The organism is Streptomyces mashuensis (assembly GCF_014654785.1).
Classification (GTDB): domain Bacteria; phylum Actinomycetota; class Actinomycetes; order Streptomycetales; family Streptomycetaceae; genus Streptomyces; species Streptomyces mashuensis.
This window is the reverse complement of record NZ_BNBD01000001.1, coordinates 220,526-243,341: the sequence shown is the minus strand read 5'-3', so window position 1 is coordinate 243,341 and position 22,816 is coordinate 220,526. Positions and strand designations below refer to the sequence as shown.

The window sequence follows — 22,816 nt, the reverse complement described above, 5'->3', positions numbered from 1 at the left end:
CGGCACGAGATCACTCGGCGTACGACGCCCGTCCGGCACGGGCACCGGCAGCGGCGGCTTCGGCCTCCAGGGCCAGCGTCGCGAACACCGTCTCGTGCACGCGCCGCAACGGCTCCCCCGCCGCCAACCGCTCCAGGCCCTCCCGCCCCAGCGCGTGCCCGCGCAGCGCCAGCGACCACTGGTGGCCCAGCGGGCGCGCCCGCAGCCGGGCCAGATTGCCGGGCCGCGTGTACTCCGGCCCGAAGAACAGCCGCAGGTGGTCCCGGCCCCGGCAGGCCACGGCCGGCGGGACCTGCGGGCCGTACCCCTCCGCCGCGGGCCCGGCCACCATGCCGGCGCCGCCCGCCGCGGTCAGTTCCTGCCACCACCGTGTGCCGGCCCCCACGGACGCCTCGTCCTCCGTGTCGACCAGGACCCGGTCCGTACGGGCGAGCAGCGCGCCGTCCCGCGCGACCAGCCGGTCGACCAGGGCGAGCTGCTCGCCGCGCGGCTGGGTGGCGAGACTGCGACCGTCGACGGCCAGGACCCGGAGCGGGGCAAGCCGCACGGCGGCGGACACGGGAAGGGGCACGGCGGGCGCGGCGGGGGCGGCGGGGGCGGCGGGGGCGGCGGGGGCGGCGGGCGCACCGAACCGCCGGTACGCCTCCGTGAACGCCGCCGCGTCCCGGGCCCGCTCCCGCTGCCGGGCCGCCGGCTCCGCGACGTCCACGCCGCGGGCCGCGGCCGCGTCCAGGGCCGCCAGCACGGTGGGGAACAGCGCGGCCGCGGCGGCGCCCACCGCCGCGTAGCCGTCCGGGGCGGGCGAGGCCGGCGGCTGCGGCAGGGCCTCCGCCTCCAGCAGCAGCCAGTCGGTGTCCAGCTCCTCCCACAGCCCCGCCCCGGCCACGCAGGCAGTGAGCCGCTCCAGCACCGGCCGCGCCGCCTCGGCGCCGGCGAACAGCGGCTGTGCCGTCGCCGTGTACGCGGCGCCCGGGAGGCCGTCCGGCACGCCGAAGCGGGCGGCGGCGGTCTCCGCGTCCCGGCACAGCAGGACGGCCGCGCGCGAGCCGCCGTGCATCGCCTCGCACAGCACCTTGCGCACGCCCGCCGCGCGGTGGCCGGCGAACACCTCGGCCGGATGTTCCAGGTGGCCCTCCTGCCGCGACGCGGCGCACGGCGCCGGCCTCGGCGGCAGGTACAGCAGCTGCCGCGGGTCGCCGGCGAACCGGCTCAGCGTCTCCAGCGCCGCCGCCGCGGCCTCCGGGCGCAGCGTGACCCGCCCCAGGGAGCGGGTCTCGACGGTGCGGCGCGCGGCCACGCCGGCCAGGTCGAGCGCGGGGGCGGCCGCGGCGAGGGGCCGCGCCGGCTCGTACCAGACCCGTTCGGCCGGTACGTCCACCAGCTCGCGCTCCGGCCAGCGCAGCGCCGTCAGCCGGCCGCCGAAGACGGCGCCGGTGTCCAGGCAGAGGGTGTTGTTCAGCCACCGGGCGGACGGGCTCGGCGTGTGCCCGTACACGACCGCGGCCCGGCCCCGGTAGTCCTCCGCCCACGGCAGCCGCACCGGCAGCCCGAACTCGTCCTTCTCGCCGGTCGTGGCCCCGTACAGCGCGTGCGCCCGGACCCGGCCCGACGACCGGCCGTGGTACTGCTCCGGCAGGCCCGCGTGGCAGACGACGAGGCGGCCGCCGTCGAGGACGTAGTGGTCGGCCGGGCCCACGAGCCCGTCGACGAAGACGCGGACGCGCTCGCCGAACCCCGGGTCGGCCCGCTCGGCCTCCGCGAGCTGCTCCAGGGTCTCGGCCAGGCCGTGCGTGGGTTTCACCGTGCGGCCCCGGAGGTGGCGGTCCAGCTTGTTCTCGTGGTTGCCCGGCACGCACAGGGCGTGCCCCGCGGCGACCATGCCCATGGCGAGGCGCAGCACGCCGGGGCTGTCGGGGCCGCGGTCGACGAGGTCGCCGACGAAGACCAGGGTGCGGCCCTCGGGGTGCGCGGCGTCGACCGCGCGTCCTGCCGCGTCCCGCACCAGGACGTAGCCGAGCCGCTCGAGCAGGGTCTCCAGCTCGGAGCGGCAGCCGTGCACGTCGCCCACGATGTCGAACGGGCCGGTGAGGTGCCGCAGGTCGGTGGGGCGCCGCTCGCGCACCACCTCGGCGGCCTCCACCTGCGCGGCGCCGCGCAGCACGTACACCCGGCGGAAACCCTCCTGCTCCAGGCGCGGCAGGGACTCCGCCAGCTCCCGCCGGTGCCGGCGGACGACGCGCAGCCCGGCGCCCTTCCGCTCGGGGCGGGCGGCGTTGCGTGCCGCGCACACGTCCTCCGGGACGTCCAGGACGACCGCCACCGCCGGCACGTCGTGCTCGCGCGCCAGCCGCAGCAGCCGGCGGCGGCTCTCCACCTGGACATCGGTGGCGTCGACGACGGTCGTCCGGCCGGCCGCGAGCCGCTTGCCGGCGATGTAGTGCAGCAGGTCGAAGGCGTCGGCGCTCGCGTCCTGGTCGGTCTCGTCGTCGGCGACCATGGCGCGGCAGGCGTCGGACGACACCGTCTCGGTCGGCCGGAAGTGGCGCGCGGCGAAGGTGGACTTGCCGGAGCCGGTGGCGCCGACGAGGACGACGAGGCAGAGGTCGGGGACGGTGACGGTGACGGTCATGCGGGGGCTGCGTCCTTACGGGCGGTGCTGTGGAGGGCGTCGGTGACGAGGCGTTCTTCGGGGTGGCCGTCGAGCCAGCCCTCGCCGGAGCGCAGCAGCGCGGCGGTCTCGTGCTCGGCCGGGCGGCAGGTGCCGGGGGCGTCGTCCGGTACCGGCAGGAGGACGTGGAGGTGGCGCAGGGCGTCCGTCAGCCTCTGCTCGCCTTCGAGCAGCAGCGAGACGTACGGCAGCCGCTGCCCGTGCGGGGCCAGGGGGCGGGTCGTCACGGTCCAGCCGAGCGGCGCGAAGAGCCGTTCGGGCAGGTCGGGGCCGCGGTGGGCGGGCAGCACGGGCACCTCCACGCGCAAGGGCCGGCGCTCGTCGACGAGCTCGGGCCGGCCGGCGCACCGGCCCTGGAGGGCGGAGGCGAAGACGTTGCCCAGCGCGACGGCGAGGGAGGACGAGGCGGCGTACGGGCGGTCGTTGACGGTCCCGTGCGCTGCCCGGCCCGGCTCCAGCAGCAACGCGGCCGTGCACCGCTCCTCCCCGGCCTCGGGGAAGAACACGTACGCGGTGCCGTGCGCGGTGGAGAACCGCTGCACGCGGCCGGGGTCCTTGTGCAGGAGAACCCCGAGGTCGGTGGCCGGCCGACGGCTGGTGCCGGTGGTGCTGATGGTCAGGAACACGCAGACGAGTATCGTCCGGGTTCGTCCCCTGAGCACGCGCGTTTCCAGCAGGCGGCCGGTCACGTCCCTGAGCCGCCGCTCAGTCGTGCAGCACCTCGGCCAGTGCCGCGATGCGGTCCGGGCCGATGCGGCAGCAGCCGCCGATGAGCCGGGCGCCGGCGGCCTGCCAGGCGGTGAGGCGGTGGGGGTCGAAGGTGGGGGTGCCGCACCAGGTGCGGGCGGCGGGGTCCCATGCTTCGCCGGTGTTGGGGTAGACCACGACGGGTTTGCCCGTCACACGGGCCGCGATCTCGACGGCGCGGTCCGCGTCGGCCGGCTCGCAGCAGTTGACGCCCACGGCGACGACCTGGTCGTTGCCGGCGGCGAGGGCGAACGCCTCGGTGAGCGGCTGGCCGGCGCGCGTGTGCTCGCCGGCCACGCTGTACGAGAGCCACACCGGCACGCCGCAGTCGCTGACGGCCCGCAGCAGCGCCTCGGCCTCCTCGGCGTCGGGCACGGTCTCCAGCGCCAGCACGTCGGGGCCGGCCTCGGCGAGTGCCTCGATGCGGGGGCGGTGGAACCGCTCCAGCTCGGCCACGCCGATCCCGTACCGGCCCTTGTACTCGCTGCCGTCCGCGAGCATGGCCCCGTACGGGCCGACGGAGGCGGCGACATACACCTCGTGCGGGGCGCGGGCGGCGGCGGCGCGGGCCAGCTCCACGCTGCGGCGCAGCAGCCGCGCCGCCTCGGCGGGCCCGGCGCCGCGGCGCGCGAACCCCTCGAACGTGGCCTGGTAGCTGGCGGTGATGAGGACCTGGGCGCCGGCGCGGACGTAGGCGTCGTGGGCCGCCTCGATCTGCCCGGGGTCGTCGGCGAGCAGCCGCGCGGTCCACAGCGCGTCGGACAGGTCGCAGCCCTGGGCCTCCAGCTGTGTGGACAGTCCGCCGTCGAGCACGAGCACCCGGCCCTGGGCGAGCGTGGTGGCGAAGGGGGTGGTGGGCAGGGACAAGGCCGGCTCCGTTTCGTTTGTTTCCGCTCTTTCCCAGTCCTTCTCGCTCGTTTCGAGCGCTCGTCAATCATCGGTGGTGCAGCCACCCCGACTCACTCCGGCCGGGTGAAATTCCGCTGTGCGAGACCGTCGGCGGAGTATCCGGCAGTGTCCGCCACGGCCGGTGATCGTTGGCTCGGGCGGAGCCGGACCGCCCGGCCCGCGCACCGGTGTTCGCTGCCGGAGGCGACGACCGCAACGCCGCCCGCCCGGCCGGGCAGGGCGAGGGCCGAGGAGGCCACCATGACCCAGGAAGCCGCGCCCGAAGGGGCCGTACCCGCCCAGGCCGCTTCCCCGCAGTCCCCGCAGCCCCGGCCGTCCGCCGCGGCGCCGGGCAGTCTGCTGCAGCAGATGGAGGAGCTGATGGCCGCGCTCAATGCCGACCTGTCGCAGCTGGACGCCGACCTCCAGTCGGCGGACCGCGCGGCGGACCGGAACGAGGCCGGGACCGAGCCGGCCTCGCCGCAGGGCGGTACCGGGCAGGGCTGACCGGCCGGGGCCGCCGGCCGGCGGCGCCCGCTCACGCCGCGCCCCCGCGCTCGCGCAGGGCGAGCCGTCTCAACAGGCCGCCGACGCGGTCGCCGGTCTCGTCGGCGGCGTCCATCGCCTCGATGCACTGCCAGTAGACGGCGTCCTCCTCGCAGGTGCAGGCGACGCCGACGAGGGCTATGCCGACCTCGCCGAGGAGCTCGCCGAGGTCGGTGAGCACCTGCCAGGGGTCGCGCACCTCGGTGAGCCGGCCCGCGCGTAACCCCCCGGTGCGCAGCGCGCTCTGGCACAGCGCTCCGGAGGCCCGGCCGCCGGCCTCGCTCAGGCCGCGGGCCGCGGCACGGGCCTCGAAGGGCCCGTGGGCCGCGAGATGGCGGCCGACGGCCTCCGCCAGGGCCTGTGCCTGCCATGCCTCGGTGACGATGTCCTCCATCGCGCCGGCGCTCGCCAGCGCGTGCCGCGTGGCATCGATGAGCCGCGCTGCGTCCATGCCCGTTCCCCCACTTTTCCGTCCGCCCGCTCTCACTACCCAGAGTGATGACTAACCGCCGGAAAAGCCAGGGGAATTCAGAAATCTGTGGATACCAGATGCGGTGTGGATAACTCAATCACTCCGTAGAGTGACGATCGGCGCGGCCACTGACGTCCTCCGCACCCCCGCCCGGCGCCGGAAATCGCCGCTCATTTCGGTCGATCTTTGCCGAAAGCGCCGCCAGCACGTCGATGTCCAGCACCTCGCAGAACTGCAGCAGATAGGCCAGAACGTCCGCGACTTCGTCGCGTACGCGCCCGGCCGTCTCGGCGGAGTCCATCACCCGGGCCGACTGTTCCGGCGTCAGCCACTGGAAGATCTCCATCAGTTCGGACGCCTCGACGCTGAGGGCCGACGCCAGGTTCTTCGGCGTGTGGAAGGGCTGCCAGTCGCGGGCGGCCGCGAAGTCGGCGAGCCGCCGTTGCAGCGCCGCCAGGTCGTGCGCGGCCCCCGGTTGCTCAGGGGCGCCGGAAGAGCCGGGAGCCTCGGGGGTCACGGAGGTCGCGGGGGTCACGGAGGTCGCGGGGGCATCAGGAGTGTCGGGCTGCTGTGCGGTCACGCCCCCAGGTCTACCACCGCCGCCCCGTCCACCTCCTCCGCCACCCTCGCCAGCTCGCCCCGCACCGTCCCCAGCAGCCGGATGTGCCCCCGCCGGCACATCCGTGCCGCCAGGTCCAGCAGTTCGCGCGCCTGTCCGCCGTCCAGGCACCGGTCCAGCCCGTCGGCGAGGACCGTGAGCACCTGCCGCGCCGGCAGCACCTCCGCCGCCGGGTCGACCTCCAGCACGCCCGGACCCGTCAGCAGGACCAGGCACAGCGCCAGGTAGCGCAGTTCGCCGTCGCCCAGCCGCTCCAGCGGCGTCGCGGGCCCCTGCTGCCGCGCCAGGACGCCCCGGACCCGGCCGCCCTCCAGCACCTGCACCCCGAGCCCGTCCACCTGACCCCGGCACCCCGCGCCCACCGCGTCCACCAGCGCCGCGTGACGCGTCACGCACTCGTGGCGGGTGCGCCCCAGCACCGCGGCAACGTTGTCACACGCGCTGCGCAGCCGCCCGTCCCGCGCGACGACGGGCGCGCGCATCACCTCCGGGCGCGGGTCGCAGGCGAAGACCGAGCGCAGCGCCACGACGACCTGCTCGGCGGCGTCCAGGACCATGCGCTGGCCCGCGGTCTTGCCGGCGACACGGAGCGGCAGCAGCGCCGTGCCCATGCGGTCGTCCGGCAGGGGCGCGCGCGTGACGGGCACGGAACCCGCCGTGTGCCAGGCCGCCTCCACCTTGGGCCGGCCCGGGTCGCGCAGGGCCGTGGTGAGCAGGATGCGTCCGGCGCCGGTGAGCCGCTCCCCCACCACCCGGAGCTCCGGCTCGGCCTGGACGGCCATGTCCAGCCGTACGGGCCCCGCCGGCCCGTCGACCGTGCAGCCGATGCGGAAGCCGCGCCGCCCCTGGGCGTCGGGCCGCGCCCCGTGCGGTACGCAGGCGGGGGCGCCGCCCTCCACCGCCGTCAGGGCCTCGCCGAGGGTGTCGCCCGCGGCAAGCCGCCCGAGGACCTCGTACGCCTGGAGCGCGCTGGACTTGCCCGTGCCGCTGGCGCCGCGCAGGAGGGTCATGGGGCCGAGCGGGAAGACGGCGTTGCGGTGCGACTTGAACGCGGAGAGCCGGAGTTCGGTGACGACGGGGCGCGGGGGCTGGGGGGCGGCGTCCATGGCTGGGACGGTAGGGGCGGCCTCTCAGCCGAAGCGTTTCAGCTGATCATTCTTCCTACGATCGGGGTATGCCGCCGACACCTCCGTCCCGTCGGGCGCGAGGAGGAAGACGTTGCTGTCGACGCGGTGCATGGCGCAGCCGAGGCCGAAGACGACGCCGCTGGAGAAGTCCAGGATGCGCTTGGCGACCTCGGGTTCGGCGCTGGTGAGGTCGAGCAGGACCGGGGTCTGTGCGGCGAGGTTCTCGGCGACCTGGCGTGCGTCCTCGAAGAACTGGGCGCGCAGGACGACCAGCCGCTGCCGGCCGTCGTCCTGCGGCTCCTCGGCCGGCAGGGCCCGGTGGTCGGACCAGGACGGCCAGTCCTGGTGACCCCGGAGCGGCACGACGTCGGCCAGGCCCTTCCAGTGTGTGTCGGCGGCCTCTGAGCGGTTCACCGGATCCCCCCTCCAGGAAACGTACTGGATATGTACATCCGGAGATTCTAGGGAGAAAACCCCCGTTAGGCCGAATGACACGCAGTCCGTCACCGTTGCGCGGGGGAGGACGGGGCACGGGTCGGGGTGCGCGCCCCGGGGCGCGACCGGGGGCGGGCGGGGCGCAACCGGGGGACGATACGTATCGGCTCGACACCTCCGCGGCCTCGGTAGGCTGCGGCCCATGGCCAACAAGACAGCACCCGACGCCACCCGTCGCAGCCAGCGCTCGCGCCAGGCGATCTGCGAGGCCGCGCTCGCCCTGGTGGGCGAGACCGGCTACGACAAGCTGACGATCGAGGGCATCGCCGCCCGTGCCGGGGTCGGCAAGCAGACGATCTACCGCTGGTGGCCGTCCAAGGGCGCCGTGCTGCTGGACGCCTTCACCGAGGGAGTGCAGGACGGCGGAGGCACCCTGCCGGACACCGGTGACCTGGCCACCGATCTCAAGGCCGTGCTGCGGGCCACCGTCGACGAGTTCAACGACCCCGCCTTCCAGGCCCCCTACCGGGCGCTGTACGTGGCCATGGTGAACGACTCCGAGGTGTCGGCCGGCTTCACCAGCAAGGTGCTGGAGCCGGGCACGCGCGCGTACGCGGACCGGATCCGCGCCGCGCAGGAGGCCGGCGAGGTCGACCCGGACGCCGACCCCGAGCTGGCCGCCGAGATGATCCTCAGCCCCTTCGCACAGCGCTGGCTGCTCCGCAGCCGGCCCCTCACCCACGCGTTCACCGACCGGCTCGTCGACCAGGCCCTGGCCGGCCTGCGCCCCCGCCGCGCCTGACGCCGGCCGTCCCGCCTCCGGTTACGATCGGCACGATCATGCTGAATTCTGTCGTGCGGTATCTGAGCTGCCCCCACTGCGGCGGCCCCCTGGAGGCGGACGGGCGGACCCTGCGGTGTCCGGCCGGCCACGGATTCGACGTGGCCCGGCAGGGGTACGTCAGCCTGCTCGCCCGCCAGGCGGGGGCCAACGCGGACACCAAGGAGATGGTGGAGGCCCGCGCCGCGTTCCTGGGCGCCGGGCACTACGCCCCGCTCGCCGCGGCGCTGGCCCGGCTCGCGCGGACGGTGACCGACCCCGGGGTGCCGGGCTGCGTGGCCGACGTGGGCGGCGGCACGGGCTACTACCAGGCGCACGTCATGGACGAGCTGCCCGGGCGGGACGGCGTCCTCCTCGACCTGTCCAAGTTCGCGGCCCGGCGGGCCGCGAAGGCGCACGCGCGGATCGGGGCCGTCGTGGCCGACGCCTGGCGGCCCCTGCCGCTGCGCGACGGCTCCGCGGCGCTGGTGCTCAACACCTTCGCCCCGCGCAACGGCCCGGAACTGCGGCGCGTACTGAACCCCGGCGGCACGCTGCTCGTCGTCACGCCCCGCACCGACCACCTGGCGGAACTCGTCGGTCCGCTCGGCCTGATGCGCGTGGACGAGCGCAAGGAGGAGCGGCTCGCCGGGCAACTCGCCCCGCACTTCGCCGTCACCGCCTCCGAGCGGCTGACGACGGCCATGGTCCTGGACCACGAGGCGCTGGGCCTGCTGGTCGGCATGGGGCCCAACGCGCACCACCAGGACGGCGAGGACCTGCGCCGCCGCGTCGCGCGGCTGCCGGAGCGCTGCGACGTCACGCTGTCGGTCACGCTGACCGCCTACCGTCCTCTGCGCTGACCTCCGGCCCGAGCCCGCAGCGGCGTTGTCCACAGCCTGTCCCGCGATCAGCGGCGGCAGCATAGAGTCGGCAGTCACGGCTTCACCAACTGTTGTTCGACAGAAGGGATCCGACGCGCCGCATGCTCACCTCACGAGTCCTCGCCTGCCGCGGTCCCGCAGCGGTCCCGTTACCCACCCCGTTACCGGCCCATGGTGGGGAAAACCCCACCTTGAACTCTCCACCTGCCCCTGCTGACCGCACCGGCCTCCGGGGGCTGGAATGAGAGGCGTGCCGAACCGAACCGCCGGGATCCCCTGGAACCTTCGCCTCCGAAACGCCGTCCGCCGCGTCGACCGCCGGCGGCTGTGGATCGCCGGCTGGTTACTGGCGGCCGCGTGGGCGGCCTCGTTCCCCCTCGTCTCCGGTCTGGAGACGCACCGCGTCTGGGGCTGGTGCGCCGCCGCCGGCTACGGCGTGGCGGCGCTGGCCGCGTGCGGGCTGCCGCGGCCCCGGGCCCGTACCCTCTCCCTGGCCGCCGCCCTCACCGGCGCCGTCGCCCTGCCCTTCCTCTACCTGGTGCTCACCGGGCGGGCGCAGAGCGAGGTCGGGGTGATCGAGCGGTCGGGCGACCTGATGCTCCACCAGGTCTCGCCCTACCTCGAACTCCCCCGTTCCGTCACCGACTACAACCCCTACCTTCCTGGCATGGCCTTCTTCGGCCTGCCCGCAGCGCTGGCCGGCGACCACGGCTGGGCGCTGCGCCTGCTCACGGACGCCCGCGTGTGGTGCGCGGCGGCCTTCCTGCTGTGCCTCGCCGCGGGCCGGCGGGTGCTGGGCGGCGGCCCGGCCGCCCCCACCCGTACGGGCCCGTACGGGACGGCCATGACGGTCCTGGTCGCCTCCCCCGTGGTGGCGCTGCCGTTGTGCGTGAGCGGTGTCGACCTGCCGCTGGCCGGGCTGTGCTGTCTCGGCCTGGCCCTGGCGGCGCGCGGGCGTCCCGCGACGGCGGGCCTGGTGCTCGCCGCCGCGTGCTCCCTCAAGTGGACGGCGTGGCCGGCGATAGCCGTGGCCGCCGCCCTGCTGGGGAGCGCCCGCGGCACACGAGCAGCCCTCCGCTGCACCGGGACGGCGCTGGCCGGCACGCTCGCCGTGGTGCTGCCGGGCGCGGTGCTGTCCCCCGGACCGATGGTCCAGCAAGTACTGGCCTTCCCCCTGGGGTCGGGCGAGGTGGCGACCCCCGCCGGCAGTCCGCTGCCGGGCCACCTCCTCGCCGGGCTGGGGACCGCCGGCTGGTACGCGGCGGTGGGGCTGCTCGTGTGCGGAGGCGTCGCGGTCGCCGCCTCCCTCGTCCTGCGGCCGCCCACGGGTGCGGTGGCCGCCGCCGACCGGCTCGCGGCCGGCCTGTGCGTGGCGTTCCTGCTCGCGCCCGCCGGCCGGTTCGGCTATCTGGCGCTGCCGTTGGTGCTCGTGGTGTGGACCCGGCTCGCCGCCGGTGCCCGCCGGCCCGTACCGCCCCCGGCCGGCAGCGCCCCGCACGGCGCCCCGGCCGTCCCGTCGCCGCGCGCCGGCGCCGCACCCGTACCCGCGCCCCTTCCCGTACCCGCGGGAGGAGTCCGGTGACCCCTCGCGCGCTGCGCACCGGTGCCGTAGCCGGTGCGCTGCGCTGGGCCGCGCCCCGGCTGCCGTTCGTCGAGGACGAGGTGGCCGGGCTTTCCGCCGTGGTGCGGCCCGGTGACGTCTGCCTCGACGTGGGCGCCGAGTACGGGCTGTACACCTGGACGCTGTCCTCGCTGGTCGGCCCCGCCGGGCAGGTGCACAGCGTCGAGCCGCTGCCCGGGCCCGCCCGCTGGCTGCGGCTCGCCTCGCGTGCCCTGGGCTGCGCCAATGTGGTGGTGCACCACACGGCGCTCGGCGCCCGCCCCGGCCGGTCCACGCTGAGCCTGCCGTTGCGCCACGGCACGCCCGTCCACGGCCGCGCCTACCTCACCGAGGGAGCCGACGGGCCCGGCCCCAACGCCGAGTTCCGTGCCGCCCGTTCCGTCCCCACGTCCGTCCGCACCCTCGACCAGCTGGTGGAGGCGGCGGGCCTGGAGAAGGTCGGCTTCGTCAAGGCCGACGTGGAGGGCGCCGAGCTCGCGGTACTGACCGGGGCGCGCGAGACCCTGCTGCGGCACCGCCCCTCCCTCCTGCTGGAGGTGGAGGGCCGGCACCTGGACAAGTACGGCGCGCGGCCCGCGGACGTCGTGCGCCACCTGCGGGCGTACGGCTACCGGATGCGCCGGTGGCACCGGGGCCGCTGGACCGAGGCGCCCCACGTCGGCGACGACTGCCGCAACTACCTGTTCACGGCCTGACACCCCCCGATCTTCCGCCCTTCACGACCGAAACACCGGTGTCCTCATGAGCACGCTGATCATCACCAACGACTTCCCGCCCCGTCAGGGCGGCATCGAGACCTTCGTCCACGCCATGGCCGTCCGCCTGCCGGACGTCGTCGTCTACACCTCCGGCGAGCCCGGCGCGGAGGCGTACGACGCCACGCTGGACTTCCCCGTCATACGCGACCCCTCCCGCACCCTGCTGCCGACCCGCCGCGTCACGGCGCGGGCGCTGCGCATCGCGCGCCAATACGGCTGCGACCGCGTCTGGTTCGGCGCCGCGGCGCCGCTGGCCGCCATGGCGCCCGCACTGCGCCGCGGCGGCATCCGGCAGATGGTCGCCACCACGCACGGCCACGAGATCTGGTGGGCCCGCACTCCCCTGGCCCGGCAGCTCCTGCGCCGCGTGGGCGACCACGTCGACGTCGTCACCTACCTCGGCGAGTACACCCGCGCCCGCATCGCCCCCGCCCTGGGGCCGCACGCCCGGCTGAGCCGGCTGGTGCCCGGCGTGGACGCCGACGCGTTCCGCCCCGACCCCGACGAGGACGCCCTGCGGGAACTGCGCGACCGGTACGGGCTGCGGGACCGGAAGGTCGTGCTGTGCGTGTCCCGGCTGGTGACCCGCAAGGGCCAGGACACGCTGATCCGGGCGATGCCGCACATCCGCAGAGTGGTGCCCGAAGCGGCCCTGCTGATCGTGGGCCGGGGCCCGGCCGAGCAGCGGCTGCGCCGGCTGGCCCGGGCGCAGGCGCCCGGGTCGGTGGTCTTCGCCGGCGGCATGGACCACGCCGCGACCGCGCGGCACTACGCCCTCGCCGACGTCTTCGCCATGCCCTGCCGCACCCGCAAGGCGGGGCTGGAGGCGGAGGGCCTCGGCATCGTGTTCCTGGAGGCCGCGGCGAGCGGCCTGCCGGTGATCGCCGGTGACTCCGGCGGGGCGCCGGACACCGTCCTCGACGGCGAGACGGGCGCGGTGGTCGACGGCCGTGACGTGGCCGCCGTCGCCCGGTCCGTCGTCCGCATGCTCACGTCGCCGGACCGGGCGGCGATGGGCGCGGCGGGCCGCCGCTGGGTGGCGAAGGAGTGGTCGTGGGACGCCTCGGCCGAGCGGCTGCGCGCGATGCTCACCCCCGGCTCGACCGGCACCCCCGACTGAGCCCCCAACTCCCCCTGAGCGCTGCTGAGCTGGTCTTTTTCCTCCCTGGGAAACTCCTTGCCCACGGCCGGGTGTCCGATCAAGGATGAAGGAGTACGGCTACCCGCACCTTCGTGGTGCGGGTAGCCGTACGTCTGAAGGTTCTGCGTGCCTCCGGCGGCGGTTTCCCGCCGCCGGACACCTGACGGGGAGGTCGAGTGCACGACACCACCGGCCAGCACGACGACATCGGTGCCGACATCTGGTTCAACTGGAACACCGCCGGGGCCGCCACGGACCCGGCCGGCCCGGCGCCGGACGTGCCGGCCCACCCGGCCCGCCCAGGGGCTCTCACCGGGGTCTTCTTCGACGAGACGTTACGGGACGGGCTCCAGGCCCCCAACGTCCGCAATCCCTCGCTCGACGAGAAGCTCGCGCTGGTCGACCACATGGTCCGGGCCGGCGTCCGCTCCGCCGACCTCGGCTTCCCCGGCTCCGACCCGGCCGCCGTGCAGGAGTGCGTGGAAGTGGCCCGGCACGTCGCCGCACAGGGCCATCCGCTGGCCCTCGGCTACGCCGGCCGCACCCACCCCGCCGACATCCACGCCATCGGCGAGATCGCCCAGCGCGCCCAGGTCCCCGTGGAGGCGTACGTCTTCATCGGCGTCAGCCCCATCCGGCAGTACGTCGAGGACTGGGACATCGCCACCATCCAGCGGCACGTCCGCGAGGCGGCGCTCACCTGCCGGCACGAGGGCGCGGAGTTCGTGCTCGTCCTGGAGGACGCGGTGCGCTGCACCCCCGAGGTGCTGGGCCGGGTCTACGACGCGGCGATCGAGGCGGGCGCCGCACGGCTGACGCTGTGCGACACCGTGGGCGCGGCCGTCCCGGCCGGCACGCGGGCCCTCCTGCGCTGGTCCCGGGCGTACTTCGCCGACCGCGGGCACCCGGTGGGCTTCGAGTGGCACGGCCACAACGACCGGGGCCTGGCCCTGGCCAACTCGCTCACCGCGCTCGCGGAGGGCTGCGAGCGGGTGCACGGCACGATCCTCGGCATCGGTGAGCGCGCCGGCAACGCCTCCCTGGACCAGCTGATCGTCAACAGCCACCTGGACGGGCACGGCCGGTACGACCTCGACGCGCTGCGCGCCTACGCCGCGTACGCGTCGGACGTCCTCGGCGTCGGCATCCCGCAGAACTACCCGGCGCTGGGCCGGGACGTCTTCAAGACCAGCGCCGGCGTGCACGCCTCGGCGATCCTCAAGGCCCACCGCAAGGGCAACGCCCTCGTGAAGGACATGGTGTACTCCGCCGTCCCGGCCGGGCTGCTCGGCCGGGAGCAGGAAGTGCTCGTCGACGAGGCGTCCGGCACCAACAACGTCAAGTACTGGCTGACGGTGCACGGTTACGACAGCGAGAACCCCACGTACCTCAAGAAGGTCCTGGCGAGGGCGAAGGCGAGCCGTGGCCCCCTCACCGACGAACAGATAAGGCAGATCATTGCGACAGCTGAGTGAGCAGAGCGAGCCGGGCCGGGCGACGGGGACGGACGGGGGCGGCGGACGCACCATCCGGCTGCGGGGCAACGTCCTGGTCGTCACGGACGACGCGGACCTGCTCGCCGCGCAGCTGGACGGCAGCGGCACCCGCGGCCCGGCGGAGCTGCTCCACGAGCCGCTGATGAACAACATCTCCACCGACGAGATCATCCCCGGCTGGTGCTGCTACTGGTACGACGAGAAGCTGGGCGACTACGCCTACCTCGGGCTGCGCGGCAAGACGGTCGGCGAGGGCGCCCTCAAGGCGTTCGCCCCGCAGATCATCGTCAGCGGCGAGGCCAAGGGCTGCGGCTCCTCCCGCGAGCACGCCGTGTACGCCGAGAAGTACGCCGGCGTCGAGGTGGTCTTCGCCCGCTCCTTCGAGCGGATCTACGAGCAGAACTGCCGCAACGTCGGCATCGTCACCTGCGACGACTTCACGCTCCTGGACGCCCTGCTGGCCGGCGAGGAGCTGCCGCTGGAGGCGTTCACGCGGCGCGCCAACGACATCGAGCGCGCGATCATCGACTGCGGCGGGCTGTTCGGCTTCAACCGTGCGGGCTCGGCGATCCGGCCCCGGTTCGACGCGGTGCGCCCGCTGAACGCCGTCGAGAAGATCGTCCAGAGCCGGCTGTCGGCCCGCAACCCGCGCCCGGAGGACGGCAGCGTCCGCGTCGGCGAGTCGTACTTCGTCGAGACCGACGTCCGCTTCTCGCACGAGTACGTGACGCCCATGGCCGCGGGCATGTTCACCCAGCAGTTCGGGACCGACGCCACCCTCGCCCGGCCCGAGACGTGCTGGTTCTTCCAGGACCACCTGTCGCTGGCCTCCTCGGTGCTGGAGCGGCGCCCGAACGGCCCCGAGCTGATCGCGCGCGTCGACGGGCTGGGCCGGCGGCAGCAGGAGTTCGCGGCCCTGAGCGGCGGCAACTTCGTCGGCCCCGCCGAGACCGGCGGCAGCCGCGCCATCTGCCACAACCACATCGTCGAGCACGTCGCCCGGCCCGGCGACGTCATCATCGGCACCGACAGCCACACCTGCACCGCCGGTGCCGTCGGCGCGTTCGCCTTCGGCGTGGGCGCCACCGACATCGCCAACGCCTGGTACAACCGGGAGATCCTGGTGAAGGTGCCCGGCGTCATCCAGGTCAACCTGCTGGGCGGGCTGCGGCAGGGCGTGTGCGCCAAGGACGTCATGCTGACGCTGCTGGCGCACCCGGAGATCCAGGGCAGCCGCACCCTCGGCAAGGTGCTCCTGTTCACCGGGCCCGGCAGCGCCGGCCTCAACCTCGACGAGCGCGCCACCCTGTGCAACATGGCGGTGGAGGCGGGCGGCATGACCGCCCTGTTCGAGCCGGACGAGGTCACGTACGCCCACCTGGCCCGCCGCGGCCCCGGCGCGTCCACCGGCACCGCCGTCCGCTCCGACGAGGGCGCCACGTACGCCGCGGTCGTCGACCTCGAACTCGGCGGCATCGAGCCGATGGTGGCCCTGCCCGGCGACCCCCGCAACTCCGTGCCGCTGGCCACGGTGCGCGAGGAGGTGACGGTCGACAAGGTCTACGGCGGCTCCTGCACCGGCGGCAAGGCGTACGACATGGACATGTACGCGAGCGTGTTCGCGCTCGCCCGCGACCGGGGCCTGAAGGTGCCCGCCGGCGTGCAGGCGTACATCCAGGTCGGCAGCGAGGACGTGATGGCGTACGCGGCGGACCGCGGCTACCTGGACCTGTTCGGCGAGGTCGGCGTGACCGTCCTGCCGCCGTCCTGCGGGGCGTGCATCAACGCGGGCCCGGGCGTCTCCGAGCGCCCCGACGAGGTCACGGTGAGCGCGCAGAACCGCAATTTCCCCGGTCGTTCGGGCCCGGGCCGGGTGTACCTGGCCTCGCCCTACGTGGTGGCCGCCACCGCCATCGCGGGCCGGCTCGCCTCCGTCGAGGACGTCTTCGGGACGCGGGTGCAGGCATGAGGATCGCAGTCGTTCCCGGCGACGGCATCGGCCAGGAGGTCGTCCCCGCCGCCCTTCCCGTCCTGACGCTGCTCGACGAGGCGTACGGCCTCGGCATCACCCACGACGTCCTCGACTGGGGCGCGGACACCTGGCTGCGCACCGGCGTCGGCCTGCCCGAGGGGGCGATCGAGCGCCTGACGAAGGAGTACGGCGCCGTGCTCCTGGGGGCGCTGGGCGACCCGCGCATCCCCGACATGGCGCACGGCCGCGAGATCCTGCTCGGCATGCGCCGCGGCCTCGACCTGTACGTCAACCACCGCCCCGTGACGCTGCCCACCGGCGTGATCGACATCTTCCGCGAGAACACCCAGGGCCTGTACGTGGGCGTCGGCGGCACGGTGCCGCAGGGCGGCCGGACCGGCGTCGCGATCGACGAGTGCGTGTACACGCGGGAGACGGTCGAGAAGTTCGTCCGCTACTGCCTGGGCCGGCTGCGCGACACGGGCCGGACGAAGGTGACGCTGGTCCACAAGGCCAACGCGGTGCCGAACACCGGCCGGCTGTGGCAGGAGGTGTTCCGCCGCGAGCTGGAGGACTTCCCCGGCCTGGAGGGCTCGGAGGAGTACGTCGACGCGTTCTGCTACCACCTGGTCCGCGACCCGTCGCCGTACCAGGGCGTGCTGGCGTCGAACCTGTTCGGCGACATCGTCAGCGACATCGGCGCCGCCCTGATGGGCGGCCTGGGCCTCGCGGCGAGCGCCAGCATCTGCCCCGAGACGGGCATCGGCCTGTTCGAGCCGGTGCACGGCAGCGCGCCCGACATCGCGGGCCGGGGCATCGCCAACCCGTACGCCACGGTGATGTCGCTGGCCATGCTGCTGGAGCACGCCGGGCACGGCGCACCGGCGGCCCTGCTGCGCCGCTGCCTGGACGAGGCGGCGCGCGGCGAGGCGGCCACGCCGGACCTCGGCGGCAAGGGCACCACCCGGTCGTTCATGGACGCGGTGCTGGCGCTGCTGGAGCGCGGCGTCGCGGCCAGGGGGAACGATGACTGACGGCGTGCGGGTGCCGCCGCCGGCGCTCGCCGGGCGGACCGCGGCGGCCGGCAGCTCGGTGATCCGGGAGGCCCTGGCGCTGACGGCCCGGCCCGAGGTGATCTCCTTCGCGGGCGGGCTGCCGGCGTCGGAGCTCATCGACGTGACCGGCATCCGCGCCATGTACGACCAGGTGCTCACCGACGAGCCGTACCGCGCGCTCCAGTACTCGGTCACCGACGGCGACCCCCGGCTGCGCGAGGCGATCGCGGCACGGCTGGCCGGGCAGGGCCTCGCCGCCCACCCGGACCGGCTGCTGATCACCACGGGGGCGCAGCAGGCGCTGACGCTGCTGACGGCGGTGCTGCTGGAGCCCGGCGACACCGTGCTGGTGGAGCAGCCCACGTACCTGGCGGCCCTCCAGTGCTTCGGGCAGGCGGGCGCGCGGGTGGTGCCGGTGCCCACCGACGGGCACGGCGTGGACGTGGCGGCGCTGGCGGAGGCCGTGGAGCGGGAGCGGCCGCGGCTGCTGTACCTGGTGCCCACGTTCCAGAACCCGACCGGGCAGACGCTGCCGTTGGAGCGCCGCCGGGCCGTGGCCCGGCTGGCGGCGGAGCACGGCTTCTGGATCGCCGAGGACGACCCGTACGGGGAGCTGCGGTTCCGCGGCGAGCACCTGCCGCGCATCGCGGCGCTGGAGGAGGCCGCCGACCGTACGGTGCTGCTGGGCAGCCTGTCGAAGGTGCTGGCGCCGGGTCTGCGGCTGGGCTGGCTGCACGCGCCGGCGGCGGTGCGGCGGGCCTGTGTGCTCGCCAAGCAGGCGCTGGACCTGCACAGTTCGACCGTCGACCAGGCGGTGGCGGCGCGGTATCTGGCCGAACACGACCTGGACGCACGGCTGGTGCCGGCGCGGGCGCTGTACCGGGAGCGGTGCGCGGCGATGCTGGGCGCGCTGGAGGGGGTGCTGCCGCAGGGCAGCACGGTCAGCCGGCCGGACGGCGGGATGTTCGTGTGGGTGCGGCTGCCGGAGGGGCGGGACGCGACGGCGCTGCTGCCGGAGGCGGTGGCCCACGACGTGGCGTACGTGCCGGGCGAGCCGTTCTTCGCCGGTGCCGGTGATGCGGCCACGCTGCGGATGTCGTTCGCCGGGCATCCGCCGGACGTCATCGAGGAGGGCGTGCGGCGGCTGGCGAAGGTGCTGGTCTGAGCCGTCCGGTGGCTGAGCCGTCCGGTGGCCGGGCCGTTCGATGGTGGGGCCGTGGGCCCGGGGCGTGCGTTCCCGGCCCACGGCCCTTGCTGCTGCCCGGGTCTCAGGCGCTGTCCTCCGCGGCCCACGGCAGGACGGCACGGACGGTGGTGGGCCCGCCGGGCGGGCTGGTGAGCCGGAAGGTGCCGCCGAGGACGGCGGCCCGGTCGGCGAGGCCGCGCAGCCCGCTGCCGCTGCCGGGCGCGGCACCGCCCGTGCCGTCGTCGGTGACCTCGACCACGAGCCGGTCGCCGCACCGCGCCAGGTGGACGCGGATGCGGGTGGGCGCGGCGTGTTTGACGGCGTTGGTGAGGGACTCGGCGACGATGAAGTAGGCCGCGGTCTCGGCGTCGGCGCCGGGGCGCCCGTCCAGCCGGCAGTCCACGGACACGGGGAGGCTGCAGGCGGCGGTGAGTTCGGCGACGGCGGCGGCCAGGCCGCGGTCGGCGAGGAGGGGCGGCCGGATGCCGCGCAGCAGGCCGCGGATGTCGTCCAGGGCGCGGGCGATCTCGTGCCGGGCCTCCTCCAGCAGTTCCCGCAGGGCGGCGGCGTCGTCCCCGGCCCGCCGGGTGACGTGCGAGATCCGCATCAGCAGCACGGCCAGCCGGGCCTGCGCCCCGTCGTGCAGGTCGCGTTCGATCCGCCGGACGTGGGCGTCGTGGAGGCGCAGGGCGGCCAGGGGCCGCCGCTCGTCCGGCGTCACTCCGCCGCCGCTCCGGCGACGGTGTCGCGGCCGGTGCCGCGCACATAGTCGAGGACGGCGAGCACCCGGCGGTGGTCCTCGCCGGAGCTGGGGATCCGCAGCTTGCTGAGGATGGAGGTCACATGCTTCTCCACGGCCCGCTCGGAAATGTTGAGACGGTTTTTGATGCCGCAGTTGGTGAGCCCGGTCGCGACCAGCTCGAGAACTTGCCGTTCCCGGCTGGTGAGAAGACCTGCGGCGTATTTCTCCCGTGGCCCGCCCATGAATTGCCGGTAGATCTCGGAGTCCAGAAAGGTCTCGCCGCGGGCCACCCGGCCCAGTGCGGAGAGGAAGTCCTCCAGCTCTCCGACCCGCTGTTTCAACAGGTAACCCGCCCCGCCGCGGGCGTTGTCCACCAGTTCCCTGGCGTAGGCGTACTCGACGTACTGGGAAAGCACCAGAACGGCGGTTCCAGGACATGAGTCCTGAATGGCGCGGGCGGCCCTGATGCCCTCGTCGGTGAAGGTGGGCGGCATCCGGACGTCCATGATGGCGACATCCGGAGCGGTTTCCCTTACGACCCGGACAATATCGGTCACCTCGCCCAGCTCGGCGACCACCTCGATCCCCTCGTCCGCCAGCAACCGCACCATTCCCATGCGCAGGAGCGTGGAGTCTTCGGCAATCAGGACACGCACAGCGGCTCCCGCCTGTCCAGGTCGTCGATATCGGTTTCCGGTTGGGGTTTGCTCAGCATAGGGGCCGTCCGGGGAATGACGCTACGCCGCGCAGCCTGCTTTTCCGGACGAAACCCCCGGCGCATTGCCGCCGTCTTCCCGCATCCGCGGCGGCGTCACTGGCGGGCCGTGACGGCGGCCACTTCCCGTTGTGCCAGGAGTCGTTGCGCGGCGATCAGACCGGTGCCGCCGGCCACGGCCAGGCACGCGGCGACCAGCCCGGCCAGCACGCCCCACGGCACGCTGACGGCGACGGTGCCGTACGTGGCGGCCAGCGCCGACCGGTACGCGACGAGGCCCACCGCGACCGGGACGGCGGCCAGGGCCGCGGCGAGGGCGGTGGTGATGCCCGCCTCCCACAGCGCCATCCGCCGCACCTGTTCGCGGCTGACGCCCACCAGGCGCATGCCGGCGACCTCGCGGCCGCGGCGGCTGTAGGACATCACCGACGTGCTCGCCACGGCGATGAGCGCGTACGCGGACGCGGGGCCGGCGAGGACCAGCAGGACGAGGCGGTTGAGCCGGTCCTGGGAGCTCGCGTGGTGGGCGAACCAGTCGCCGGTGGGGGTGACCGTCACCCGGTCCGTGCCGAGGTACCGCGCCAGCTCCCGGGCGGCCGCCGCGGTGCCGCCGTCCGGCACCGCGCCGAGCAGCACGGTCGCCCGCTCCGGCGCGGCGGCGCCGGTGACCGACGGCGGGAGGACGACGTGCGGCACGGCGGACCCGCCGTCGAGGACGGCGACGATCCGGGCGGAGGCGGGCCGGCCGCCGTAGAGGCCGTACGTGAGGCGGCCGCCGGCGTGGTAGCCGTACCAGTCGGCGAACTCCTTGGAGACGGCGACCGTTCCGGGGCCGAGGGCGCGCACGGTGCCCTCGACGACGTCGACGCGGTGGGTGCGGGTGAGGGCCGGCAGGTCGGCCACGGCGCCCTCGTCCTGCCACGCGGAGTACGGTCCGGCCACCGCGAGGTCGACGGGGGCGGGTGCCGACACGGCGCGGACGCCGGGGGCCTGCCGGAGCCGGGCGAGGACGCCCGCGTCCAGGGTGTCGCCGGCGCCGGAGGCGGGTTCGACGACGAGCTGGCCGGTGGTGCGGGCCCGGTCGTCGGCCTCGACGGTGCTGCCGGTGGTGGCCATGACGGAGGTGAACACGCCGACCACGGCGACGATGGAGAGCACCGGGCCCACCAGGGACGCCGTGCGCAGCCGGGCGCTGCCGACGGCCTCCAGGGCCAGCCGCCCGGAAACGGTGCGGGTGCGCTTCAGGGGTGCGGCGACCAGGCGGGCCAGCCGCGGCAGGTAGAGGGGGCCGAGGGCGGAGGCGGCCAGCGTGAGCGCCAGGGAGCCGAACAGCGCGAGGGGGACGGCGCCTTCGGCGCCGGCGCCGGGGGCGAGCGCGACCATGGCGGTGCCGGCGAGGAGCATCAGGACGCCCAGGGCGGCGCGGCCCCCGGTGATTCCGGCGGAGTCCAGGGCGGCCTCGCGCAGGGCCTCGGTGGGGCGGACGCGGGAGGCGCGCCGGGAGGCGGCGAGGGCGCCCAGCACGGCGATGGCCAGGCCGCCGCCGGCGGCGAACAGCAGGGGGCCGCCGAGGGGGCCGGGGTGCAGGTCGACGGGGGCGAGGCCGGTGCCGTTGAGGGCGTCGACGGCCCACGGGGTGGCCGCGGCGGCCAGGAGGCAGCCCAGGGCGGCGGCCGGCACGGCCACGGCCAGGCACTCCCCCACGACCATGCGCCGCACCTGGGGGCCGCCGGCCCCGATCAGGCGCAGCAGACCCATGTCCTGGCGGCGCAGGGCGACACCGAGGGCGCAGGTGCCGGCGATGACGAAGACGGTGACGAAGGCGGCGACGACGCCGGCCATGACGAGCACGGTCTGGATGCCGCCGAGGTCGGGGGCGCCGGTGACGAGGGTGTGGCGGGTGCCCTCGCCGTCGGTGAGGGTCACCGACGGCAGTCCGGCGCCGGAGGGGGTGGGCACCGACCAGGTGGCGGCGAGGGCGGCGGCGGAGACGGCGATCAGGGTGACGCCGAGGGTCAGGGCGACGAACGTGCCGGCGAACAGGGGGGCGTGGTGGCGCACGGAGCGCAGGGACAGGCGCCACATGTCAGTTCTCCCACGCGGTGAGGCGGGCGTTGATGCGCTCGACGGTGGGGGCGGGGTCGGTGCCGACGACGTGGCCGTCGACGAGGTAGACGACGCGGTCGGCGCGGGCGGCGGCGGCCGGGTCGTGGGTGACCATGACGACGGTGCGCCCGGCGCGGTCGACGAGGTCCCGCAGCAGGCCCATGACCTGGCGGCCGGTGGCCCGGTCCAGGGAGCCGGTGGGCTCGTCGGCGTACACGATCCCGGGCTCGGCGACGAGGGTGCGGGCGATGGCGACGCGCTGCTGCTGCCCGCCGGAGAGCTGGGCGGGGCGGCGGCCGGCCTGCTTCTCCAGGCCGACCTGGCGCAGGGCCTCCAGGATGCGGGCCCGGTCGGGCCGGCGGCCGTCGAGGCGCAGCGGCAGCGCGACGTTCTCGTAGGCGGTGAGCATGGGGAGGAGGTTGAACTGCTGGAAGACGAAGCCGACGCGGCCGCGCCGGATGAGGGTGAGCTGCCGCTCGTCGCAGGTGGCGAGGTCGGTGTCGCCGAGCAGCACCTGTCCCTCGGTGGGCCGGTCGAGTCCGGCGGCGCAGTGCAGCAGCGTGGTCTTGCCGGAGCCGGAGGGGCCCATGACGGCGGTGAGCGCGCGCTGCGGGAAGTGGACGGAGACCCCGTGGAGCACGGTGCCGGCGGCGCCCGGGTACGTCTTGGAGACCGAGACGAGGCGGGTGGCCGGTACGTCCTGTGCGGTGGCTGTGGTGGCTGCGCTGAGCAGTGACATGCCGTGGTCCTTTGCGGGGCGGGCGGGATCGTATCCAGTCCAGCACGGCGGGCCGCGGGGGCGCAGTGGAGCTGACGCG

At 75.2% G+C, this 22,816-nt stretch carries 21 protein-coding genes; 10 read left to right on the top strand and 11 right to left on the bottom strand.

Features of this window, described 5'->3' with window-relative positions:
• Positions 1-10: 10 nt before the first annotated feature.
• From IE305_RS00865 to mmuM, 3 genes are all read right to left on the bottom strand, one after another.
• Positions 11-2,629: a polynucleotide kinase-phosphatase gene (locus IE305_RS00865; protein ID WP_190127384.1), complete on the bottom strand. Its 2,619-nt coding sequence runs from the start codon at positions 2,627-2,629 to the stop codon at positions 11-13.
• Positions 2,626-3,294 (bottom strand): hypothetical protein, encoded by a 669-nt coding sequence (locus tag IE305_RS00860; RefSeq protein WP_190127383.1) that lies wholly within the window; start codon positions 3,292-3,294, stop codon positions 2,626-2,628. Before IE305_RS00860 ends, IE305_RS00865 begins: the two co-directional genes overlap by 4 nt.
• A gap of 79 nt (positions 3,295-3,373) precedes the next feature.
• Complete coding sequence (gene mmuM / locus IE305_RS00855) at positions 3,374-4,282, bottom strand: homocysteine S-methyltransferase (RefSeq protein WP_190127382.1); 909 nt, start codon at positions 4,280-4,282, stop codon at positions 3,374-3,376.
• A 282-nt stretch (positions 4,283-4,564) separates the two neighbouring features.
• On the opposite strand from mmuM, the gene IE305_RS00850 reads away from it, so the two are divergent.
• Positions 4,565-4,810 carry a hypothetical protein gene (locus tag IE305_RS00850; protein WP_190127381.1) on the top strand — a complete coding sequence of 82 codons (246 nt, stop codon included), beginning with the start codon at positions 4,565-4,567 and terminating at the stop codon, positions 4,808-4,810.
• Between the two features lie 31 nt (positions 4,811-4,841).
• Here IE305_RS00850 and IE305_RS00845 read toward each other — a convergent pair whose 3' ends face one another.
• The 4 genes from IE305_RS00845 to IE305_RS32710 all read right to left on the bottom strand — a co-directional run bounded on the left by IE305_RS00845 (position 4,842) and on the right by IE305_RS32710 (position 7,481).
• The gene (locus IE305_RS00845) at positions 4,842-5,300 is read right to left on the bottom strand and encodes a DUF6099 family protein (protein ID WP_190127380.1); all 459 of its coding nucleotides are present in this window, start codon (positions 5,298-5,300) and stop codon (positions 4,842-4,844) included.
• 118 nt (positions 5,301-5,418) lie between these two features.
• Positions 5,419-5,838, bottom strand: coding sequence for a nucleotide pyrophosphohydrolase (locus tag IE305_RS00840; RefSeq protein WP_373311514.1), 420 nt, complete (start codon positions 5,836-5,838; stop codon positions 5,419-5,421).
• 59 nt (positions 5,839-5,897) lie between these two features.
• A complete protein-coding gene (locus tag IE305_RS00835; RefSeq protein WP_190127378.1) occupies positions 5,898-7,046 on the bottom strand; it encodes an AAA family ATPase in 1,149 nt (382 codons plus the stop codon).
• 24 nt (positions 7,047-7,070) lie between these two features.
• On the bottom strand, positions 7,071-7,481 hold the full coding sequence (locus IE305_RS32710; protein WP_229890398.1) for a cell division protein SepF: 411 nt from the start codon (positions 7,479-7,481) through the stop codon (positions 7,071-7,073).
• A gap of 223 nt (positions 7,482-7,704) precedes the next feature.
• Between IE305_RS32710 and IE305_RS00825 the strand changes: the two genes are divergently transcribed.
• The 9 genes from IE305_RS00825 to IE305_RS00785 all read left to right on the top strand — a co-directional run bounded on the left by IE305_RS00825 (position 7,705) and on the right by IE305_RS00785 (position 18,414).
• Entirely contained in the window at positions 7,705-8,304 is a 600-nt protein-coding gene (locus IE305_RS00825) for a TetR/AcrR family transcriptional regulator (protein WP_190127376.1), read from the top strand.
• A gap of 38 nt (positions 8,305-8,342) precedes the next feature.
• Positions 8,343-9,185: a putative RNA methyltransferase gene (locus IE305_RS00820; RefSeq protein WP_190127375.1), complete on the top strand. Its 843-nt coding sequence runs from the start codon at positions 8,343-8,345 to the stop codon at positions 9,183-9,185.
• Between the two features lie 271 nt (positions 9,186-9,456).
• Positions 9,457-10,788 (top strand): glycosyltransferase 87 family protein, encoded by a 1,332-nt coding sequence (locus tag IE305_RS00815; RefSeq protein ID WP_229890396.1) that lies wholly within the window; start codon positions 9,457-9,459, stop codon positions 10,786-10,788.
• Complete coding sequence (locus IE305_RS00810; RefSeq protein ID WP_190127374.1) at positions 10,785-11,522, top strand: FkbM family methyltransferase; 738 nt, start codon at positions 10,785-10,787, stop codon at positions 11,520-11,522. The genes IE305_RS00815 and IE305_RS00810 overlap by 4 nt, the downstream gene beginning before the upstream one ends.
• Before the next feature lie 46 nt (positions 11,523-11,568).
• A complete protein-coding gene (locus IE305_RS00805) occupies positions 11,569-12,705 on the top strand; it encodes a glycosyltransferase family 4 protein (RefSeq protein WP_190127373.1) in 1,137 nt (378 codons plus the stop codon).
• A gap of 197 nt (positions 12,706-12,902) precedes the next feature.
• Complete coding sequence (locus IE305_RS00800; RefSeq protein WP_190127372.1) at positions 12,903-14,201, top strand: LeuA family protein; 1,299 nt, start codon at positions 12,903-12,905, stop codon at positions 14,199-14,201.
• Entirely contained in the window at positions 14,185-16,191 is a 2,007-nt protein-coding gene (locus tag IE305_RS00795; protein WP_229890394.1) for an aconitase family protein, read from the top strand. The genes IE305_RS00800 and IE305_RS00795 overlap by 17 nt, the downstream gene beginning before the upstream one ends.
• Complete coding sequence (locus IE305_RS00790) at positions 16,188-17,228, top strand: isocitrate/isopropylmalate dehydrogenase family protein (RefSeq protein ID WP_190127371.1); 1,041 nt, start codon at positions 16,188-16,190, stop codon at positions 17,226-17,228. The genes IE305_RS00795 and IE305_RS00790 overlap by 4 nt, the downstream gene beginning before the upstream one ends.
• Positions 17,221-18,414 carry an aminotransferase-like domain-containing protein gene (locus IE305_RS00785; protein ID WP_190127370.1) on the top strand — a complete coding sequence of 398 codons (1,194 nt, stop codon included), beginning with the start codon at positions 17,221-17,223 and terminating at the stop codon, positions 18,412-18,414. Before IE305_RS00790 ends, IE305_RS00785 begins: the two co-directional genes overlap by 8 nt.
• A gap of 103 nt (positions 18,415-18,517) precedes the next feature.
• Here the strand turns inward: IE305_RS00785 and IE305_RS00780 are convergent, their stop codons facing one another.
• From IE305_RS00780 to IE305_RS00765, 4 genes are all read right to left on the bottom strand, one after another.
• Positions 18,518-19,156: a sensor histidine kinase gene (locus IE305_RS00780; RefSeq protein WP_190127369.1), complete on the bottom strand. Its 639-nt coding sequence runs from the start codon at positions 19,154-19,156 to the stop codon at positions 18,518-18,520.
• Positions 19,153-19,833 carry a response regulator transcription factor gene (locus IE305_RS00775; protein ID WP_190127368.1) on the bottom strand — a complete coding sequence of 227 codons (681 nt, stop codon included), beginning with the start codon at positions 19,831-19,833 and terminating at the stop codon, positions 19,153-19,155. Before IE305_RS00775 ends, IE305_RS00780 begins: the two co-directional genes overlap by 4 nt.
• Before the next feature lie 155 nt (positions 19,834-19,988).
• A complete protein-coding gene (locus IE305_RS00770) occupies positions 19,989-21,977 on the bottom strand; it encodes an FtsX-like permease family protein (RefSeq protein ID WP_190127367.1) in 1,989 nt (662 codons plus the stop codon).
• 1 nt (position 21,978) lies between these two features.
• Complete coding sequence (locus IE305_RS00765; protein ID WP_190127366.1) at positions 21,979-22,737, bottom strand: ABC transporter ATP-binding protein; 759 nt, start codon at positions 22,735-22,737, stop codon at positions 21,979-21,981.
• Positions 22,738-22,816 lie beyond the last annotated feature (79 nt).

Coding starts and splice junctions, on each gene's coding strand:
- IE305_RS00865 (WP_190127384.1), bottom strand. CDS start 2,629: ATGACCGTCACCGTCACCGTCCCCGACCTCTGCCTCGTCGTCCTCGTC.
- IE305_RS00850 (WP_190127381.1), top strand. CDS start 4,565: ATGACCCAGGAAGCCGCGCCCGAAGGGGCCGTACCCGCCCAGGCCGCT.
- IE305_RS00845 (WP_190127380.1), bottom strand. CDS start 5,300: ATGGACGCAGCGCGGCTCATCGATGCCACGCGGCACGCGCTGGCGAGC.
- IE305_RS00835 (WP_190127378.1), bottom strand. CDS start 7,046: ATGGACGCCGCCCCCCAGCCCCCGCGCCCCGTCGTCACCGAACTCCGG.
- IE305_RS00825 (WP_190127376.1), top strand. CDS start 7,705: ATGGCCAACAAGACAGCACCCGACGCCACCCGTCGCAGCCAGCGCTCG.
- IE305_RS00820 (WP_190127375.1), top strand. CDS start 8,343: ATGCTGAATTCTGTCGTGCGGTATCTGAGCTGCCCCCACTGCGGCGGC.
- IE305_RS00805 (WP_190127373.1), top strand. CDS start 11,569: ATGAGCACGCTGATCATCACCAACGACTTCCCGCCCCGTCAGGGCGGC.
- IE305_RS00790 (WP_190127371.1), top strand. CDS start 16,188: ATGAGGATCGCAGTCGTTCCCGGCGACGGCATCGGCCAGGAGGTCGTC.
- IE305_RS00785 (WP_190127370.1), top strand. CDS start 17,221: ATGACTGACGGCGTGCGGGTGCCGCCGCCGGCGCTCGCCGGGCGGACC.
- IE305_RS00770 (WP_190127367.1), bottom strand. CDS start 21,977: ATGTGGCGCCTGTCCCTGCGCTCCGTGCGCCACCACGCCCCCCTGTTC.
- IE305_RS00765 (WP_190127366.1), bottom strand. CDS start 22,737: ATGTCACTGCTCAGCGCAGCCACCACAGCCACCGCACAGGACGTACCG.